Below are 18,928 nucleotides of genomic sequence, written 5' to 3' on the forward strand. Positions count from 1 at the left end.
TTCCCTCGTAGACGAGCAGCATGACCGACCGTAAGCCGCCTGCCTCGCCCACTGCGACCCGGTCCTGGTTCTCGTCACTGCCGCGTGGCATGCGCCTGGGCCTGGAATGGCTGCTGGCGCTCATCGTGGTCGTGTATTTCGGACTTGGCGCCGTCGTGCTGGCGACCCGGTACGTGATCCTCCCCCGTGTGTCGGACTACCGCCCTCAAATCGAGGCGGCCGCGTCGCGCGCGCTCGGTTTACCCGTCTCGATCGGCCGCATCGACGCCGTCTGGCGCGGTTGGCACCCCTATCTGACGCTCGAAGACGTGCGCATCCTGCACGCGCGCGCGCCCGCAGCAGCCCCCGCCAAGCCCCGCAACGGTGCGAAAGCCACCGCACAAACCTACGCACCGCCCGGCGCGCCACCGCCCGTGGAGCCCGGCCTCACGCTCCATCGCCTCGACGCGGTGCTGTCGTGGACGAGCCTGATCCACCTCGACCTGCGCCTCTCGAGTCTGACGCTCTATCAGCCGGATCTCAGCGTCGAGCGCCTCGCCGACGGCTCGATTCTCGTCGCCGGCATGCCGGTTTCCGGCAACGGCAGCGACTCGGACACGCAGGCGACCGACTGGCTCATGCGTCAGGCACGCGTGATCATTCGCGGCGGCACGGTGCGCTGGCGCGACGCCACCCGCGACGTACCCGAAACCGTCATCACCAACGCGAACGCAATGTTGCGCAATCGCGGGTTGGAACATCGCTTCGGCATGCAGGCCACGCCGCCCGCCGGCATGGTCGCCCCGCTCGACGTTCGCGCACGCTTCACGACCCCGCTCTTCGCCCGCCCCGGCGAACTCAAGCGCTGGCGCGGTGAGATCTACGCCGACATCGGCACCATCGATCTCGCCGCCCTCGCCCAACACGTCGACCTGCCAGGCGAACACGACGCTCGCGACACGCGCGGCCGGCTCGCTGCGCGCGCGTGGGTGAACTTCGACAACGGCGCCATCACGGGCGCCACGCTGCGTGCCGCCGGGGAAAACACGTCGGCACAGCTCGCCGACGACCTGCCGCCCCTGTCGTTCGATGCGACGCAGGGCCGGATCGACATCACCCGCATCGGGCCGCAGGCGGACAGCGGCTGGAACTGGCGCGTGCGCGGCCTCACGTTGCAGGCGGCCGGCCGCCCGACGCTCGATGTCCCCGACATGCGCGGCAGCTACGCCCCGACCACGGCCGACCGCGGCCTGCATGTCACGCTGGCCGGTCAACGCTTCGATATCGGTGCCGCCATGGCGCTGGTGCCCGCACTCCCGATCGACAAAACGACCCGCGACCAGCTCACGAGCTTCCAGCCGCGCGGCCGCCTTGCGAACTTCGACCTGAGCTATCAGGCACCCAAGCCCCACGGCAGCACCAACTGGCGCGATCTGCCGGGTATCCGGCAACTCCCGCCGGAACGCGATCGCTACCGGGTGGTCGCCGACTTCGAAGACGCGGGCATCGATAGCCTGCCCAATCCGAACCCGCCGGCCCGCGCTGGCGGCCCGAATGCCGGACGCCCCGGTTTCTCGCACCTGAGCGGCCACGTCGACGCCGATCAGTCGCGCGGCAGCCTCACGCTGAATTCGAAGGGTTCGGTGCTCGATTTCCCGGGCCGCTTCGATCAGCCCCGTATCGCCCTCGACACGCTCACGGCGCGCACCAGTTGGCGCGTCTCGCATCCGGTCACGAAACGCGATGCCCCCGCCGAGATACACGTGCGTGTGGACGCGCTGCATCTGCAAAACGCGGAACTCGCAGGCGACGTGAGCGGCACATGGCAGAACGGAGGCCGCGACAACGGCATCGTCGATCTGAAAGGCACGATCACGCGCGCCAATGCGAATGCGGTGCCGCGCTATCTGCCCACCGATATCGGTGCCGCCGTGCGCGACTACCTGCAACGCGCGCTCATCGCCGGCACGGTGCAAAACGCGCCGTTCGCCGTGCAAGGCGATCTGGAATTCTTCCCGTTCGATAAGGGGCACGGCAAGTTCCGCATCGACATTCCGCTGGTCGACGTGACGTTCAATCCGTCGCCGCTGCGCCCGGGACATACGGAAGTCTGGCCGGCGTTCGAGAAGGTGCGCGGCAATCTGCGTTTCGATGCCGACAAGCTGCATATCGCCATCGACACCGGCTCGATCCATGGGGTCACGCTCACGCAGGTGATCGGCGATATCGACAAGATCGGGCAAGAGGATTCGACGCTCGTCCTCAAGGGCGATGCGCGGGGCCCGGCAGCGGACTTCGTGAAGTACATCAATTCGAGCCCGGTCGGGCACTGGATCGGCGATTTCACCGACGAAACGCGCGCGAACGGCACCGCACAGCTCGCCCTCCAACTCTCGATGCCGCTCGAACACACGGACCGCTCGAAGGTGACCGGGCGGGCGCGCTTCCTGCGCAATGACATCGCCTTGCTGAACGGACTGCCGACGTTCGGCGCGGTCGACGGCGAACTGGCCTTCACGGAACGCGGTATTTCGCTCGATAACCTGCGCGGCACGTTCCTTGGCGGCGATGTGCGCGCGTCGGGCGGCAGCCGCGACGACGGCACCATCGCCCTGAACGTCGCCGGCACGATGAGCGCGCAAGGTCTGCGCGAGAACCGCGAAAATGCTTCGCTGGCCCAGTTGGCAAAGCGCATGACGGGTGCCACGCCCTACACGGCGGTGGTCACCGTGCGTCAGGGCATGACGGAGGTCGCCGTGCAATCCTCGCTCGCCGGCCTCGCGGTGAATCTGCCTGCGCCGCTGGGCAAGAGCGCCGACGTGTCGTTGCCCGCGCGCTTCTCGCTACGTCCGCAGCCGAACGCCGGAGGACGCCGCATCGATACGCTCGATTTCGCCATCGGCAGCGTGCAAGGCAATTACGTGCAGCAGCGTAACGGCAACCGCGTTGAGGTGCTGCGCGGCGGCATTGGCATCAATCAGCCAGTGCCCGCACCGCGTGAAGGCGTGCAGGCCACGGCGCAGTTCGACACGCTCGACGTGGATGCGTGGCGCAGCGTGATCGCGTCGCTCTCCACCGATGCCGCCACGCCGGGCACGCAAGGCACGCCGCCCTCGCCCGCCGAGACGGCCGCCGCCGCCCGCGAGGAATTCGGTGCGCTCACGCCGTACCTGCCGACGCGACTGGCGTTGCACGCGAAACAAGTGCGGCTGATGTCGCGTCTGTGGCCGGAGCTGGTGCTGGGCGCGCAACGCAATGACCGCGACTGGCAAGTGAGTCTGGCCTCGGATCTGGTCTCGGGTTTCGCCGAATGGCGCGCGCCGGACGCGAAGAACCCGTCGGGCGCGATCCGCGCGCGGCTCGCCAAGCTGGTGATTCCCAAGGAAGAACACGGCGACGACGTGCTCACGCAAGTGCTCGACGAGCCCAGCGACGAATTCCCCGCGATCGATGTGGTGGCCAACGATTTCGTGCTGCGCGACAAGCCGTTGGGACGCCTGCAACTCAATGCGCATAACGATCTGGAAGATGGCGTACCGGTCTGGCAACTCACCAAGCTGGAGTTGAGCAACAGCGCCGCCACACTGGACGTGACGGGCAACTGGCGCACGTCGCGCCGGCGCGCAGCCGCCGCCACAGCCGCTGGCTCGGACGACGATATCCCGCGCCGCACGGTCCTCGACTTCAATCTCGATGTGAAGAATGCCGGCGCGCTGCTCGACCGGCTGGGCCTGCCCAAGACGCTCAAGGATGGCTCGGGCACGGTGTCGGGCCGTTTCGGCTGGCGCGGCGGCCCCGATGCCATCGACTACCCGACGCTCGGCGGAAAGGTGAAGGTTGAACTCAAGCGCGGTCAGATTCTGAAGGCCGACCCGGGGCTCGCGAAGTTGCTGGGTATTCTTTCCGTGCAGACACTCGCCAAGATCCTCACGTTCGACTTCAACAGTGTGGTCGGCAGCGGCCTGCCGTTCGACAACATCGACGGCAACGCGACGATGCAAGGCGGCGTGGCGACGACCGACGACCTGACGATTCATGCGAATGCGGCCACGATTCGCATCGACGGGCATACGGATCTGGCGCGCGAGACGCAGGACCTGAACGTGCTCGTGCTGCCGAAGATCAATGCGGCGTCGGCTTCGCTGGCTTGGGCGATCATCAACCCGGCACTGGGTATCGGCTCCTTCTTCGCGCAATTGGCGCTCGGCGAACAGCTCTCGCGTACGCTCTCGACGACGTATCACGTGACCGGTTCGTGGGACAACCCCATCATCGGACAGGCGAGCGGCAATCAGAGTAAGATCGATCCATCCCCGGAATCCCGGCCCGAAGCCCAGAACACCGCCACGCCCAACGGGCTGCACGGCAACTGAGCCGGCTTTGCGAGCGTCTTTTCAGCGACTTCATGACGAGCCCCGATAGTTCAGCCACCCGCGCCACGCCGAACGCTTCCAACGCGCCGGCACGCGTGGCCGCAGTACAGATGGTCAGCGCCCCCGACGTCGCACGCAATCTCGCGGACGCCGGACGCTGGGTCGCCGAAGCGGCTGACGCCGGCGCGCAACTGGTGCTGCTGCCCGAGTACTTTTGCTACATGGGCCAGCGCGACACCGACAAACTCTCCCTGCGTGAACAACCCGGCCACGGTCCGATTCAGGACTTTCTGGCGGAAACGGCACGTCGCAACGGCGTCTGGCTGATCGGCGGCACGATGCCGCTGGCCGCCCCGGAAGCCGACCGCGTGCTCAACACGACGCTCGTCTACGGCCCGGATGGCTCCCCCGCCGCGCGTTACGACAAGATTCACCTGTTCAATTTCGTCAAAGGCGAAGAAGCCTATGACGAAGCGCGTACCATTCGCCCCGGTGAAACCGTACGCACGTTTGAAGCGCCGTTTGGCCGCGTCGGCCTGTCGGTCTGCTACGACCTGCGTTTTCCCGAGTTGTACCGGGCCATGGGCGACTGTACGCTCATGGTCGTACCCGCCGCTTTCACCTACACCACAGGGCGCGCGCACTGGGAGTTGCTGCTCCGCGCGCGTGCCATCGAAAACCAATGCTACGTGCTGGCGTCCGCGCAGGGCGGCGTCCACGAAAACGGGCGGCGCACCTGGGGGCATTCGATGCTGATCGATCCGTGGGGCGATATCGTCGCCCAGCGTGAAGACGACGGCGCCGGCGTGGTCGTCGGCGACATCGATCCGGCGCGGCTCGCGGCCGTTCGCCAGAGCCTGCCGGCGTTGCGACACCGCGTGCTGGGCGCCATCGGCGATGCCCACGACGCCCCGGCGCCTGCGCCCGCCACGCCTGCCCGCGCGCAAGGTTGACATTGCGTCTTCCGTCCCCATATTCCGAACATATTTCCTTGGCCTGACACCGCATGAAAATCATCGAACCCGGCATTCAGAACCTGGCCACCGCCCGTGAGCTGCTGCTCACCCCGTACGGCCTCGACGAAACCCACCTGCAACGCGCGCTCGGCGACATCTTCACGCATCGCGTGGACTACGCCGATCTGTACTTCCAGTACACGCGCAGCGAGGCGTGGAGCCTTGAGGAAGGCATCGTCAAATCCGGCTCGTTCTCGATCGATCAGGGCGTCGGTGTGCGCGCCATCGTGGGCGACCGCACGGCATTTGCCTACTCGGACGACATCTCCGAGATCGCGCTGAAGGAAGCCGCCGCCGCCACGCGCAGCATCGCCACGGCAGGCCGTGGCCGCGTGAAGGTGGGCAGCAAGCTCTCGAACGTCACGGGGCGCGCGCTGTATCTGCCGTCCGATCCGCTCGCCTCGCTCGACGCGAACGGCAAGATCGCCCTACTGGAGCGCATCGAAAAGCTGGCACGCGCCAGCGACCCGCGCGTCTCGCAGGTGATGGCCGGTCTGGCCGGTGAATACGATGTGGTGCTGGTGGCCCGCAGCGACGGCGTGATCGCCGCCGATGTGCGCCCGCTGGTGCGCGTGTCGGTCACGGTCATCGTCGAATCGAATGGCAAGCGTGAAATCGGCAACAGCGGCGGCGGTGCCCGTCTCGACTACGGCTACTTCACCGACGATCTGCTCGCCAAGTACGTCAAGGAAGCCGTCGACGGCGCCATCGTCAAGCTCGACGCCCGCCCGGCCCCGGCCGGTGCGATGACCGTGGTGCTTGGACCGGGCTGGCCCGGCGTGCTGCTGCACGAAGCCATCGGCCACGGTCTCGAAGGCGACTTCAACCGCAAGGGCTCGTCGGCATTCTCGGGACGCCTCGGTGAGCGCGTCGCGGCCAAAGGCGTGACAGTGGTGGATGACGGCACGCTGTCGAACCGCCGCGGCTCGCTCAATATCGACGACGAAGGCAACCCCACGCAGTGCACGACGCTCATCGAAGACGGCATTCTCAAGGGCTATATGCAAGACAGCCTGAACGCCCGCCTGATGAAGATGCCGGTGACCGGCAACGGCCGCCGCGAATCGTACGCCGCCCTGCCGATGCCGCGCATGACGAACACGTACATGCTCGGCGGTGACAAAGACCCGGCGGAAATCATCGCCTCGGTCAAGCACGGCTTGTATGCGGTGAACTTCGGCGGCGGTCAGGTCGACATCACCAACGGCAAGTTCGTGTTCTCGATGTCCGAGGCGTACATGATCGAAGACGGCAAGATCACGTATCCGGTCAAGGGCGCCACGCTGATCGGCAACGGTCCGGAATCGCTCAAGGACGTGACCATGATCGGCAACGACATGGCGCTGGATTCGGGCGTGGGCGTGTGCGGCAAGGAAGGCCAAAGCGTGCCGGTCGGTGTCGGCCAGCCGACGCTGCGCATGGAAAACATGACGGTCGGCGGCACGGCTTAACCTGTCATTAGGCCCGCACCACAGCGCATCATCGCTTCTGTTGGCCGAATGTCACGGAAAAGATGGCGCACTGCAAAAAATGCGTGAAGCTTAGCAAAGCGCCCGGCTCAAACCGGGCGTTTTTGCGAGAATTCGAAATATCATGCTTTAACAACGCATTTGACCACCATGAAATGCAATATTTCCGCGCGTTTTGCAGACGTTTAGCGCAGAGCCACGGTTGCAGCGTCATCCGATTCGGCGTATAAAGTTGATTCTGTGCACGGCAAACGCCTGCGATGCAACGTCAGATATCCCTCATGACCGCCAATAAGTTTTACTTTTACTTTTTTGCGTATCTCACACCGCTGGCGGATGGAGAGGGACAGTTGCAGCAGTAAGCACCGAAACGAATCCTGAAAAACCGCCAGCGAGTCTGGCGGTTTTTTTTGACCCGAATTCCCGAGAACCGAACCGCAGTCCGAACTGCCCAGGAGAAAAACCATGCCTCCCCACAACACCGATGATGTCCGTATTCGCGAGCTCAAGGAACTGACGCCCCCGGCGCACCTGATTCGCGAATCCCCCTGCTCGGAAAAGAGCGCGGACCTCATCCATCGCTCGCGCGGCGCCATCCACCGCGTGTTGCACGGCATGGAAGACCGTCTCGTCGTGATCATCGGCCCGTGCTCGATCCACGACCCGAAAGCCGCGCTGGAATACGCCGCGCGTCTGGTCGAACAGCGCGAGCGCCTGAAGGGCGAACTCGAAATCGTGATGCGCGTGTACTTCGAAAAGCCGCGCACGACGGTGGGCTGGAAGGGTCTGATCAACGACCCGCACATGGACAACAGCTTCAAGATCAACGACGGCCTGCGCCTCGCGCGCGAACTGCTCGCCGAGATCAACGAGCTGGGCCTGCCGGCCGGCACCGAATACCTCGACATGATCAGCCCGCAGTACATCGCGGATCTGGTGTCGTGGGGTGCCATCGGCGCGCGCACGACCGAGTCGCAGGTGCACCGCGAACTGGCCTCGGGACTGTCGTGCCCGGTTGGCTTCAAGAACGGCACCGACGGCAACGTGAAGATCGCCGTCGACGCGATCAAGGCCGCCTCGCAGCCGCACCATTTCCTGTCGGTGACGAAGGGCGGCCACTCGGCCATCGTATCGACCGCGGGCAACGAGGATTGCCACCTGATCCTGCGCGGCGGCAAGGCGCCGAACTATGACGCTGCCAGCGTGCAAGCCGCTTGCGACGACATCGCCAAGTCGGGTCTGGCCGCACGCGTGATGATCGACGCCTCGCACGCCAACAGCCAGAAGAAGCACGAGAACCAGATCCCGGTGTGCGAAGACATCGCCCGCCAGATCGCCGGTGGCGACGACCGCATCATCGGTGTGATGGTCGAATCGCACCTCGTGGCTGGCCGTCAGGACCACGTGCCGGGCAAGCCGCTGACCTACGGCCAGAGCATTACCGATGCGTGCATCAACTGGGAAGACAGTCTGGGCGTGCTCGACACGCTGGCCGAAGCCGTGCGTGCCCGCCGTCTGGCGCGCGGTTCAGGCAACTGATCCGGCAGGAAAACGCGCACTCACCGTACCCGACGCCCGTCGGGTGTCCGGTGATGCGCGGATTCAGGCAGCGTTGCCGGTGTCCCGCTCGCGCTGCCACAGCACGTCGTCACCGCCACCGGCGCGGTTGAGCACACGGGCCAGCACGAACATCAGATCCGACAGACGGTTGATGTACTGACGCGGCGCCGGTCCCACGGTCTCTTCGGCACCCAGCGCAACCATCGCACGCTCGGCACGGCGAGCCACCGTACGCACCACGTGCGCGAGCGCCGCCGCGCGCGTGCCGCCGGGCAGGATGAATTCCTTCAAGGGCGGCAGTGCCGCGTTGTAATGCGCCAGCCAGCCGTCGAGTCTGACGACGTGCGGGGCGCCCAGCAAGGTATGACGCGGCGTGCTCAGTTCGCCGCCGAGATCGAACAGATCATGCTGGATCGCCACCAGCACGTCGCGCACGTCCACCGGCAGGTCTTCACACAGCAACACGCCGATATGCGAATTGGTTTCGTCGACTTCGCCGATGGCGACAATGCGCAGGCTGTGTTTGTCGACATGGGCGCCGTCGCCCAGACCGGTTCTGCCGCCATCGCCCGCGCGCGTGACGATCTTGCTCAAACGATTCCCCATCTTGCGATACCTGCTCCTTGCGGCATGCCATGCCCGCCGGTTGTCATACCCCGGTGGCGGTTCGACTTACCTTCTTGTGATAGAAAAACGTCATCTGCCATGCGTTGCCTGTTTTTCAGGCAGCCCTCACGACGCATGTCGACGACAAGTTCGTATGATATGACGCAAAGGGTGGGGAAAAACGCCGTCCCGGCGTAAAATCCACGCTCATGAGGTGTCAGGGTAGGCGCGGTCTCCGGCCAGCGCCCCCGAGACCCCGCCTAATAGGGGCACGCCATCGCCATCCCGCGCTGGCCGCCCGGAGACCCGAAGGAGAAAGCCGTGAATCACCCCCATCTGCCGTTTGCTGCCAAGCGTCCGTTCCCCGACGCCTTGCTCACCGAGTTGCAAGCCCTGCTGGGCGAGCGCGTGAGCACCAAGGAGGCGCTGCGCGAGCACCACGGCCGTGACGAATCTCCCTTCGACCCGATGCTGCCCGACGCCGTCGCGTTCGCGCACAGCACCGACGAGGTCTCGCAGATCGTCAAGCTCTGCGCCAAGTACAACGTCCCTCTGATTCCCTACGGCGCCGGTTCGTCGCTAGAAGGTCACCTGCTGGCCGTCGAAGGCGGCCTGTCGCTCGATCTCTCCGAGATGAACAAGGTCGTCTCGATCAATGCCGAAGACCTGACGGTCACGGTCGAGCCGGGCATCTCGCGCAAAGCGCTGAATGAAGCGCTGCGCGATACGGGTCTGTTCTTCCCGATCGATCCGGGTGCCGACGCCAGCATCGGCGGCATGTGTGCAACCCGCGCCTCGGGCACCAACGCCGTGCGCTACGGCACGATGCGCGAGAACGTGCTCGCCCTCACCGTGGTGCTGGCCGACGGCCGTGTGATCCACACCGGCACGCGCGCCCGCAAGTCCTCGGCCGGCTACGACCTGACGCGCCTGTTCGTCGGCAGCGAAGGCACGCTGGGCATCATTACCGAGGCCACCGTCCGCCTGTATCCGCAACCCGAAGCCGTGTCGGCCGCCATCTGCTCGTTCCCGAGCATGACGGACGCCGTCAACTGCACGATCCAGACGATTCAACTGGGCGTGCCGGTGGCGCGCGTCGAGTTCGTCGACGCCCTCGCCGTGCGTGCGATCAACAAGCACTCGAAGATGGAACTGCCCGAAACGCAGACGCTCTTCTTCGAATTCCACGGCAGCGAAGCCGGCGTGAAAGAGCAGGCCGAGACGGTGCAGGCACTGGCCGACGACAACGGCGGCACGGGCTTCGAGTGGGCCACCCGCACGGAAGACCGCAACCGTCTGTGGGGTGCGCGTCACAGCGCGTACTTCGCGATGCTGCAACTCAAGCCGGGCTGCCGCGCCGTGACGACCGACGTATGCGTGCCGATCTCGCGTCTGGCCGAATGCGTGGGCGAGACGGAAGTCGATCTGAACGCGTCGAGCCTGCCCTGCCCGATCGTGGGCCACGTTGGCGACGGCAACTTCCACGTGGCGATTCTGATCGACCCGGACAAGCCCGAAGAGATCGAAGAAGCCGAGTACCTGAACCAGCGTATCGTCGAGCGCGCCATCCGCATGGGCGGCACGTGCACGGGCGAACACGGCGTGGGCCTGCACAAGATGGGCTTTCTCGTGACCGAACACGGCGAAGACGCCATCGATGTGATGCGCGGTATCAAGCTGTCGCTCGATCCGCAGAACCTGCTCAATCCGGGCAAGATTTTCCGGTTGCGCTCGGCGGGCTGAGCACCGCATGAACGCTCCCGCGATTTCGCAAAGCCCACGCGACGCCGACGTGCCCGATCGGCAGACGCCGCTTGAAGAACGTCAGCGCCAGTTGCTCGATGCGCTGACGCAGATTCTGCCGGCGCACTGCATCCTGCATCGCCGCGAGGACACCACACCGTACGAGTGCGATGGCCTCGCCGCCTATCGGCGCGTGCCGCTGGCCGTCGCGTTGCCCGAATCGGAATCGCAGGTGCAGCGCATCTTGCAGGCCTGCCACCAACTCGGCATCCCCGTGGTGCCGCGCGGCGCAGGCACCAGCCTGTCCGGCGGCGCGATGCCCATTTCCGATGGGCTCGTGCTGTCGCTGGCCAAATTCAAGAAGATTGTCGAGATCGACCCGTACGCGCGCACGGCCACCGTGCAGCCCGGCGTGCGCAACCTCGCCATCTCGGACGCGGCCGCTACCTACGGCCTCTATTACGCGCCCGATCCGTCATCGCAAATCGCCTGCACCATCGGCGGCAACGTGGCGGAAAACTCCGGCGGCGTGCATTGCCTGAAGTACGGTCTGACGGTGCACAACGTGCTGCGCGTGCGTGCCATCACGATGTCGGGCGAAGCCATCGAATTCGGCTCGCTCGGCCCCGACGCGCCGGGCCTCGATCTGCTCTCGGTGTTCATCGGCAGCGAAGGCATGTTCGGCGTGGTGACCGAAATCACGGTCAAGCTCATCCCGAAAGCGCAAACGGCGCAGGTCATCATGGCGAGCTTCGACGACGTGGAAACCGGCGGCAACGCCGTGGCCGCGATCATCGCCGCCGGCATCATCCCGGCGGGGCTGGAAATGATGGACAAGGCCGCCACGCAAGCAGTCGAAGAGTTCGTGCACGCGGGCTACGACCTCGACGCCGCGGCCATCCTGCTGTGCGAGTCAGACGGCACGCCGGAAGAAGTCGCCGAAGAGATCATGCGCATCTCGCATGTCCTGCGCACATCCGGCGCCACCCGGCTTCAGATTTCGCGCAGTGAAGAGGAGCGCCTGCGGTTCTGGTCGGGCCGCAAGAACGCGTTCCCCGCCGCCGGGCGCATCTCGCCCGACTATTACTGCATGGACGGGACCATCCCTCGCCGCACGATTGGGACTTTGCTCAAACGCATCGAGCGGATGGAACAACAATACGGATTGCGCTGTATTAACGTCTTTCACGCGGGAGACGGCAATATGCATCCGCTGATTCTTTTCAACGGCAACGACCTCGACGAATGGCATCGCGCCGAAGCGTTCGGTTGCGACATTCTCGAAGCGTGCGTCGAACTTGGCGGCACGATCACGGGCGAGCACGGCGTGGGCATCGAGAAGATCAACTCGATGTGCGTGCAGTTCTCGGCCGAGGAGCGTGACGCGTTCTTCGGTGTGAAGCGCGCCTTCGATCCGGTCGGCCTGCTCAACCCGGACAAGGGCATTCCCACCCGCGCGCGCTGTGCCGAATACGGCAAGCTGCACGTGCGCGGCGGCCTGCTGCCTCACCCCGACCTGCCGAGGTTCTGACGTGCGAGCACTGTCGGAATGGCTGCCGCACGACTGGCGGCAGCGGCTTTACATCATCATCTTCGAGGCCGACACCCGCGAAGGGCGTCTGTTCGACATCGCGTTGCTCATCGCGATCGTCATGTCGGTGCTCGTGGTCGTCGTCTCCAGCGTGCCGGTGGTGCAGGACACGCTGCCGCTGCCGATGGCCATTCTCGAATGGTTCTTCACACTGCTGTTCACGGCCGAGTACATCGCACGCCTGTTGTGCGCGCACCGGCCGTTGCGCTATGCGCTGTCGTTCTACGGCATCATCGATCTGCTCTCGATTCTGCCGACGTATCTCGCCATTCTCGTGCCCGAGTTGCACGGCCTGATCGACGTGCGGCTGCTGCGCCTCATGCGTGCGTTCCGGATTCTGAAGCTCACGGCGTATGTGAACGAAGCCGGAGTGCTGAGCCTCGCGCTGTATAACGCGCGCCGCAAGATCTTCGTGTTCCTCGGCTTCGTGTCGATCATCGTGGTGATCTTCGGCACGCTCATGCACATCATCGAGGGGCCGGAGCACGGCTTCACGAGCATTCCCGTGGGCATCTACTGGGCCATCGTCACGCTCACGACGACCGGCTACGGCGACGTGGTGCCGGTCACCGGGCTGGGCAAGGCGATCACGGGTTTCGTGATGCTGCTCGGCTACAGCGTGATTGCGATTCCGACCGGGATCATGGGTGCCGAAATTCATCTGGCCATGCGCAAGCAGTCGATCACGACGCGCACCTGTCAGGACTGCCTCACCGAAGGGCACGACGCCGACGCCCGCTTCTGCAAGCATTGCGGCAGCGAGCTTGGCCCCTACCAAACCGACACGCCGCCACCGGCCGAACCGAGCTGATGACCGACACGAACGATACTCTCGATCACTTCCGCGCCGTCATCGAACACGCCACCGCCCGGCGTCAGCCCCTGCAATTGCGTGGCGGCGGAACAAAGGCCTGGTACGGCCAGCAACGAGTGGGCGAAGTGCTGGACACACGCACGTATAGCGGCATCGTGGCCTACGACCCGGCCGAGCTGGTGATCGTGGCGCGCTGCGGCACGCCGCTGGCCGATATCGAAGCCGCACTCGCCGAGCGCAATCAATTGCTGCCGTTCGAGCCGCCCTACTTCGGGCCCGGTGCGACGATCGGGGGCGCGGTGGCTGCCGGGCTATCGGGGCCACGCCGGGCTGCCGTGGGCGCGGTGCGCGACTTCGTGCTGGGCGCGAAGCTGATGGACGGCCGGGGTCATGTGCTGAACTTCGGCGGACAGGTCATGAAGAACGTGGCCGGGTTCGACGTCTCGCGCATGCTGGCGGGCTCGCTCGGTACGCTCGGGCTGATTCTCGAAGTCTCGATCAAGGTGTTGCCGCAGCCGTTTGCCGAACTGACGCTGCAATTCGAAATGAACGCCGTGGACGCGGTGCGCAAGCTCAACGAATGGGGCGGACAACCGCTGCCGATCACGGGCAGTGCGTGGCGCAACGATTTGCTGGTGATTCGTCTGGCAGGCGCCTCGGCGGCGATCAAGGCGGCGCGCGTGAAGATGGGCGGCGAGCTGGTCGATGCGATCCATGCGGCCAAGTTCTGGCATGCGATTCGCGAGCAAACGGATAACTTCTTCGCCGATGCCGGACCGGGTCAGGCGCTGTGGCGTCTGGCCGTACCGTCCACGGCGGAACCGCATCGTCTGCCGGGCAAGCAGTTGATCGAATGGGGAGGCGCACAGCGCTGGTGGATCACGGACGCCGACGCGCAGATCGTGCGCTCGGCGGCCCGTCAGGATGGCGGACACGCGACGCTGTTCCGCTATGGCGAACCCGGCGTCAGTGTCTTCACGCCGCTGCCCGCGCCGGTCATGCGTATTCACCGCAACCTGAAATCAGTATTCGACCCGGCGGGCATCTTCAACCCGGGGCGGATGTATCCCGAGTTCTGATCGCTGTCAGCGGTTCGCGACAGCGGTTCTCGTCAGCCGGCCGCATCACCCCTTCGTGTCGACCAGACGCGTGACTTCCGTTGCGAGCGTACGCACCGCACGGTCGATCTCGCGCGTGAACGGGTGCCCGGTATTCATGCGCAGGAAGTGGTCGTAACGCGTCGAATTGGAGAACAGGCTCCCCGGCGCGATGCGAATGCCCTTGGCCAGCGCCGCATCGAACAGTTGCTCCGAACTCACGCCGCCCGGCATTTCTACCCACAGACTCAGTCCACCGGTCGGCAGCGTCAGACGCGTGCCGGCCGGAAAATACGTGGCAATCGCCTCGGCCATCGCCGCACGCTGCTCACGCAAGTGAGCACGCAAGCGACGCAGGTGCCGGTCGTACTTCGGCGAGTCCATGAATTCTCCCATCGCGATCTGCGCCAGCGCTTCGTTCGGACGCGTCTGGGCGTACTTCAGCATCTCGATACGCGACTGCCACTTGCCACCCGCGATCCAGCCCAAGCGCATGCCGGGTGCGAGGGTCTTGTGCAGCGAGGCGCAGTGAATCACGTTGCCGGTGGTGTCCCAGCCGCGAATGGCGGCGGGGGTATTGTCGTCGTCACCGAGCGCTGAATAGGTGTCGTCTTCGATGATCGCGATGTTTCGCGTTTCGCCCCATTTGACGAGGCGGGCCTTGTGGGCGTCGGGCATCACCGAGCCGATCGGGTTCTGGAAATGCGGAACGACGATAACGGCCTTGATGTTGTCGTAGGTCTCGCAAGCGAGATCCAGCGCTTCTAGCGAGATGCCGGTCTGCGGGCTGGTCGGGATTTCGAGCGCGCGAATGCCCATGCTCTCGAGCGTTTGCAGCAACGCGTAGTACGTGGGCGACTCGACGGCCACCACGTCGCCGGGGCTCGCTACGGCACGCAGCGCGAGATTGATGGCCTCGATGCAGCCATGCGTGACGACGATTTCCTCCGGCGCGATATTCATGCGGGCGGCCAGCGCGCGGCGGGCGATGGCGGCACGAAAGCGGGCTTCGCCGCCGCCCGGAGGCGGTACGCCGTAGAGCAGCGGATTGTCGCGTAGCGCACGCAACGTGGCCTGACGCAGTTCGGTCACGGGATACAGCGGGGGCGCACCGTGGGCGACCGCAAAGTTGGTGTGCACGCTTGCCTGAAGGCCGCGCGCAAGAATCGACGACACACGCTGATTGATACCGACGTACTGCGCGAGATCGGGCACCCACGGGCGTGGTTCGTCCAGCGGCGCGAGCGTGGCACGCGCGGGCGTGCGCACAAAATACCCGGAGCGCGGACGCGCTTCGAGCACGCCCTGTGCTTCCAGATGCCGGCACGTCTGCAATGCGGTCGACAGGCTGACCTGATGCCGCTCCATCAGCGTGCGCACGCTCGGCATGCGGTCGCCGGGCACGAGCGTACCGGCCTCGATGGCGAGCAGATAGTGTCCGGCGAGCTGGCGATACAGCGGCAGGGCCGGAGCGGCTGACGGAGATGGAGACGAAGGCGATGCCGACGGATTCACGTCCGATCGAACGTCGGGCGTAGTCGTGGCGGCTGAGGGCGGGGGGGCGATGGCGGCATCCATGGGGAGATCATCAGGCATCGGCGGCCACCATAACAGATACAGATTTGCGGAATTGGCATCGTAACAGATGCCCGAAAGCCCTTCTGTTATGGGCAAAACCGGCGAGCTGTGTGCCTACCGGCAGGGGTCTCGGGTCGATACGCTATTCGTACCTGTTCAACGCACCGGAGTCTGTCATGGCAAAGCGCCCCCAAACCCTCCAGCCTATCTTCTCGCCGGATCTCGCCCTCACGCAAGGCCGCCGGGACACGCGCGCTGCCGCCACGCACTCCCCCAACACCGCTGGTGACCTTGTCGCGCTGCCGGAGCAACTGACGCTGGCGAGCGCTCAGGCATTCCACACGTATGTGCGCCGTGGCGCGGTATTCCATGTGAAGCGCGGCAGCGTGGCGCTCACCCCTGCCCCGCGCTGGCTCGCCGCGACGGTTTGGGCGGCGCCGGTGCAACTGACTGCCGGTCATGCCTATGTGGTTCAGGAAACCGGCTGGCTGGTGCTGAGCACTGACCAAGGCGCAGAACTGACCTGCCACGACGGCGACGCACCGGCCGAACGCGGGCTCACGATGCCGTGGCGTGTACTGCGGGCGCGGTTCGGCTTTTGAGTCGAGTCTTGACCGACCTTTGGCCAACACTCACCGGGTCTGACGTCACGCCGGCAACAGGCGCTCGATATCCGCACGGATCGCCTGTGGCTTGGCGGTCGGTGCGTAACGCTCGATGACCTTGCCGTTCGCATCGACCAGAAACTTGGTGAAGTTCCACTTGATCGCTTTGGTGCCCAGCACGCCGCGCTTTTCGTCGGTCAGATACTGGTAAAGCGGCGCGGCGTCGGGGCCTTTGACGTCCACCTTGGCGAACATGGGAAACGTGACGTGAAAGCGCAAGTCGCAAAAGCTGCGGATCGCCTGCGCATCCCCCGGCTCCTGCTTGCCGAACTGATTACACGGGAATGCCAGCACCTCGAAACCGCGCGGCGCCAACTCCGCATACAGCGCCTGCAAGCCCTCGTACTGCGGCGTGAAACCACACTCGCTCGCCGTATTCACGATGAGCAAAACCTTGCCGCGATACTGCGACAAACTCACCGTCTCGCCCGCCAACGTCTGGACGGAAAAGTCATAGACCTGACGTGCCTGTGTTGCCTGCTGTGAACTCGCGCTCATCTTTGACTCCCTTTGATTGTCGGCACGCGCAGTCTGCCACAATTCGCGCGCCGTTCTGCGGCCATGCCCCTTCGTTATTGGGTAGCACCTTGTTTTTTGCCGGGGTAGCACCTCCCCATACGCACGGCTATAATCGTTGGCCTGCACCCCCATCGGCGTGCCGGTGATGCACTTCTGCTCCCGCCCTCCGCCCCATCGACGCCCGAACTCGCCTCATGTCGACCATCGCCGCTCACCTCGACGCCGTCCTCTCCCGGATCGCCCAAGCTACCGCCAACGCCCATCGCCCAGCAGGCAGCGTGCAATTGCTCGCCGTCTCGAAAACCTTTGGGGCCGACGCGGTGCGCGATGCCATGGCCGCCGGGCAACTAGCCTTCGGCGAAAACTATGTGCAAGAGGCCCTCGACAAGATCGCGGCGCTGGCCGGCGCGACGGTCGACGGCAAACCGCTCGAATGGCACTTTATCGGGCCGCTGCAAAGCAATAAGACCCGCCCGGTCGCGGAACACTTCGCCTGGGTCCACTCGGTCGACCGGCTCAAGATCGCGGAACGCCTGAGCGCGCAACGTCCCGCCGATATGCCGCCGCTTAAGGTCTGCCTGCAAGTGAATATCAGCGGTGAAGCCAGCAAGAGCGGCATTCCCCCGGCCGAGGTGCCGGAGACAGCGCGCGCGATTGCCGCCCTGCCCAACCTGCAACTGCGCGGCCTGATGGCCATTCCCAAACCCGATGACGACCCCGTGCGCCAACGTGCGCCGCTGCGGGCGATGCGCGAACTGTTCGATGCGCTGCGCGCCGACGGTATGGCACTCGACACACTGTCGATGGGCATGTCCGGCGATCTGGAAGCCGCCATCGCGGAGGGTGCGACAATGGTGCGCATCGGCACCGCAATTTTCGGGGCCCGTGATTACGGGTCCCACGCCTGAGGCACTACGGATTTAGCGCGCGCAGGCGATTTCGGATGACGGACGAGTCGCAGACTCGCCACGGCATGACACGGTAACGACGCAAACGACTCACGCAACGCAAAGGATGGTTATGAGAATTGCATTCATCGGCGGCGGCAATATGGCCAACGCCCTGATCGGCGGACTGGTGGGACGCGGCACGGCACCGCGCGACATTCTCGCGATCGACGTCAACGAATCGACCCGCGAGGGCCTCGTCAAACAATACGGCATCGAAACCGCCAGCGCGCCCAACGACCGCCTGCGCGACTACGACACGCTGGTGCTGGCCGTGAAGCCGCAAGTCCTCAAGGACGTGGCCCAAGCCCTGCAACCGCATCTGAACACGCAACTGGTCATCAGCATCGCAGCCGGTATCCGCGCGTCGGATCTGGCCCGCTGGCTTGGCGGTCACAACCAGATCGTGCGCTGCATGCCGAACACGCCTGCCTTGATCGGCATGGGCATCACGGGGCTGGCAGCCCTCTCGGGCGTGGACACCGATCAGCGCAAGCGCGCCGAAACGGTGCTCGGCGCCGCCGGTCAGATCGTCTGGGTGGAAAAGGAAAGCCAGCTCGACGGCGTCACGGCGATCTCGGGCAGCGGCCCGGCCTATGTGTTCTATTTCATCGAAGCCCTTGAGCAAGCCGCACAAGAACTGGGCTTCTCGCCGGAACAAGGCCGCCAATTGGCGATCGCCACGTTCACCGGCGCATCACAACTGGCCGCACAATCGAGCGAACCCGCCAGCGTGCTGCGCGAGCGCGTGACCTCGAAGGGCGGCACCACGTTCGCCGCACTCAGCTCGTTCGATCGCGATTCGATCAAGGCCGCCATCGTGCGCGGTGTGCACGCCGCCAATACGCGTGCGAAAGAACTGGGCGACGAACTCGGCGATGCCTGAAGGTCACTAAGGTTCGACCTCACCGGCACGACCTGCCGGTGAATGCAAAAACGGCGCGAATGATCGACAGATCACCGCGCCGTTT

Annotated in this window: 14 protein-coding genes; 11 read left to right on the top strand and 3 right to left on the bottom strand. The window is 65.2% G+C overall.

Annotated features, from left to right (window positions below):
* Window positions 1–20 precede the first annotated feature (20 nt).
* The 4 genes from CDV46_RS11055 (at window position 21) to aroG (ending at window position 8,376) form a co-directional block, all read left to right on the top strand.
* A complete protein-coding gene (locus CDV46_RS11055; protein ID WP_087722537.1) occupies window positions 21–4,352 on the top strand; it encodes a YhdP family phospholipid transporter in 4,332 nt (1,443 codons plus the stop codon).
* A 32-nt stretch (window positions 4,353–4,384) separates the two neighbouring features.
* Window positions 4,385–5,305 carry a carbon-nitrogen hydrolase family protein gene (locus tag CDV46_RS11060; protein ID WP_087722538.1) on the top strand — a complete coding sequence of 307 codons (921 nt, stop codon included), beginning with the start codon at window positions 4,385–4,387 and terminating at the stop codon, window positions 5,303–5,305.
* A gap of 53 nt (window positions 5,306–5,358) precedes the next feature.
* Window positions 5,359–6,819 carry a metalloprotease TldD gene (tldD, locus tag CDV46_RS11065; protein WP_087691328.1) on the top strand — a complete coding sequence of 487 codons (1,461 nt, stop codon included), beginning with the start codon at window positions 5,359–5,361 and terminating at the stop codon, window positions 6,817–6,819.
* 483 nt (window positions 6,820–7,302) lie between these two features.
* Entirely contained in the window at window positions 7,303–8,376 is a 1,074-nt protein-coding gene (gene aroG / locus CDV46_RS11070; protein WP_058375876.1) for a 3-deoxy-7-phosphoheptulonate synthase AroG, read from the top strand.
* Between the two features lie 63 nt (window positions 8,377–8,439).
* On the opposite strand, the gene CDV46_RS11075 is transcribed toward aroG, so the two are convergent.
* The gene (locus CDV46_RS11075; protein WP_087691327.1) at window positions 8,440–9,003 is read right to left on the bottom strand and encodes a cob(I)yrinic acid a,c-diamide adenosyltransferase; all 564 of its coding nucleotides are present in this window, start codon (window positions 9,001–9,003) and stop codon (window positions 8,440–8,442) included.
* Window positions 9,004–9,324: 321 nt separating this feature from the next.
* On the opposite strand from CDV46_RS11075, the gene CDV46_RS11080 reads away from it, so the two are divergent.
* Genes CDV46_RS11080 through glcE form a run of 4 tightly spaced genes read left to right on the top strand, consistent with a single transcriptional unit; the run spans window position 9,325 to window position 14,230 of the window.
* Window positions 9,325–10,746, top strand: a complete 1,422-nt coding sequence (locus tag CDV46_RS11080) for an FAD-binding oxidoreductase (RefSeq protein ID WP_087722539.1) — start codon at window positions 9,325–9,327, stop codon at window positions 10,744–10,746.
* A gap of 7 nt (window positions 10,747–10,753) precedes the next feature.
* Complete coding sequence (locus tag CDV46_RS11085; RefSeq protein WP_084656391.1) at window positions 10,754–12,277, top strand: FAD-linked oxidase C-terminal domain-containing protein; 1,524 nt, start codon at window positions 10,754–10,756, stop codon at window positions 12,275–12,277.
* A 1-nt stretch (window position 12,278) separates the two neighbouring features.
* Window positions 12,279–13,148, top strand: a complete 870-nt coding sequence (locus tag CDV46_RS11090; RefSeq protein WP_087722540.1) for an ion transporter — start codon at window positions 12,279–12,281, stop codon at window positions 13,146–13,148.
* Window positions 13,148–14,230 carry a glycolate oxidase subunit GlcE gene (gene glcE, locus CDV46_RS11095; protein WP_058375880.1) on the top strand — a complete coding sequence of 361 codons (1,083 nt, stop codon included), beginning with the start codon at window positions 13,148–13,150 and terminating at the stop codon, window positions 14,228–14,230. The genes CDV46_RS11090 and glcE overlap by 1 nt, the downstream gene beginning before the upstream one ends.
* Before the next feature lie 45 nt (window positions 14,231–14,275).
* Here glcE and CDV46_RS11100 read toward each other — a convergent pair whose 3' ends face one another.
* A complete protein-coding gene (locus CDV46_RS11100; protein WP_254916014.1) occupies window positions 14,276–15,844 on the bottom strand; it encodes an aminotransferase-like domain-containing protein in 1,569 nt (522 codons plus the stop codon).
* Window positions 15,845–16,002: 158 nt separating this feature from the next.
* On the opposite strand from CDV46_RS11100, the gene CDV46_RS11105 reads away from it, so the two are divergent.
* Window positions 16,003–16,428, top strand: a complete 426-nt coding sequence (locus CDV46_RS11105; RefSeq protein ID WP_087722542.1) for a hypothetical protein — start codon at window positions 16,003–16,005, stop codon at window positions 16,426–16,428.
* Between the two features lie 45 nt (window positions 16,429–16,473).
* On the opposite strand, the gene CDV46_RS11110 is transcribed toward CDV46_RS11105, so the two are convergent.
* Window positions 16,474–16,989 (bottom strand): glutathione peroxidase, encoded by a 516-nt coding sequence (locus CDV46_RS11110; RefSeq protein ID WP_087691322.1) that lies wholly within the window; start codon window positions 16,987–16,989, stop codon window positions 16,474–16,476.
* A gap of 215 nt (window positions 16,990–17,204) precedes the next feature.
* Here CDV46_RS11110 and CDV46_RS11115 point away from each other — a divergent pair, with 215 nt between their 5' ends.
* Both CDV46_RS11115 and proC read left to right on the top strand, forming a co-directional pair.
* Window positions 17,205–17,918, top strand: a complete 714-nt coding sequence (locus tag CDV46_RS11115; RefSeq protein ID WP_087722543.1) for a YggS family pyridoxal phosphate-dependent enzyme — start codon at window positions 17,205–17,207, stop codon at window positions 17,916–17,918.
* Between the two features lie 112 nt (window positions 17,919–18,030).
* Window positions 18,031–18,843: a pyrroline-5-carboxylate reductase gene (gene proC, locus CDV46_RS11120; RefSeq protein ID WP_087691320.1), complete on the top strand. Its 813-nt coding sequence runs from the start codon at window positions 18,031–18,033 to the stop codon at window positions 18,841–18,843.
* Window positions 18,844–18,928 lie beyond the last annotated feature (85 nt).

It is taken from the genome of Pandoraea sp. PE-S2T-3 (genome assembly GCF_002179965.1).
In the GTDB taxonomy this organism is placed as follows: domain Bacteria; phylum Pseudomonadota; class Gammaproteobacteria; order Burkholderiales; family Burkholderiaceae; genus Pandoraea.

Excerpts from the sequence above, each read along its gene's own strand:
- proC (WP_087691320.1), top strand. The coding sequence starts at position 18,031 with ATGAGAATTGCATTCATCGGCGGCGGCAATATGGCCAACGCCCTGATC.
- tldD (WP_087691328.1), top strand. The coding sequence starts at position 5,359 with ATGAAAATCATCGAACCCGGCATTCAGAACCTGGCCACCGCCCGTGAG.
- CDV46_RS11115 (WP_087722543.1), top strand. The coding sequence starts at position 17,205 with ATGTCGACCATCGCCGCTCACCTCGACGCCGTCCTCTCCCGGATCGCC.
- CDV46_RS11100 (WP_254916014.1), bottom strand. The coding sequence starts at position 15,844 with ATGCCTGATGATCTCCCCATGGATGCCGCCATCGCCCCCCCGCCCTCA.
- CDV46_RS11075 (WP_087691327.1), bottom strand. The coding sequence starts at position 9,003 with ATGGGGAATCGTTTGAGCAAGATCGTCACGCGCGCGGGCGATGGCGGC.
- CDV46_RS11085 (WP_084656391.1), top strand. The coding sequence starts at position 10,754 with ATGAACGCTCCCGCGATTTCGCAAAGCCCACGCGACGCCGACGTGCCC.
- CDV46_RS11110 (WP_087691322.1), bottom strand. The coding sequence starts at position 16,989 with ATGAGCGCGAGTTCACAGCAGGCAACACAGGCACGTCAGGTCTATGAC.
- CDV46_RS11060 (WP_087722538.1), top strand. The coding sequence starts at position 4,385 with ATGACGAGCCCCGATAGTTCAGCCACCCGCGCCACGCCGAACGCTTCC.
- CDV46_RS11055 (WP_087722537.1), top strand. The coding sequence starts at position 21 with ATGACCGACCGTAAGCCGCCTGCCTCGCCCACTGCGACCCGGTCCTGG.
- aroG (WP_058375876.1), top strand. The coding sequence starts at position 7,303 with ATGCCTCCCCACAACACCGATGATGTCCGTATTCGCGAGCTCAAGGAA.
- glcE (WP_058375880.1), top strand. The coding sequence starts at position 13,148 with ATGACCGACACGAACGATACTCTCGATCACTTCCGCGCCGTCATCGAA.
- CDV46_RS11105 (WP_087722542.1), top strand. The coding sequence starts at position 16,003 with ATGGCAAAGCGCCCCCAAACCCTCCAGCCTATCTTCTCGCCGGATCTC.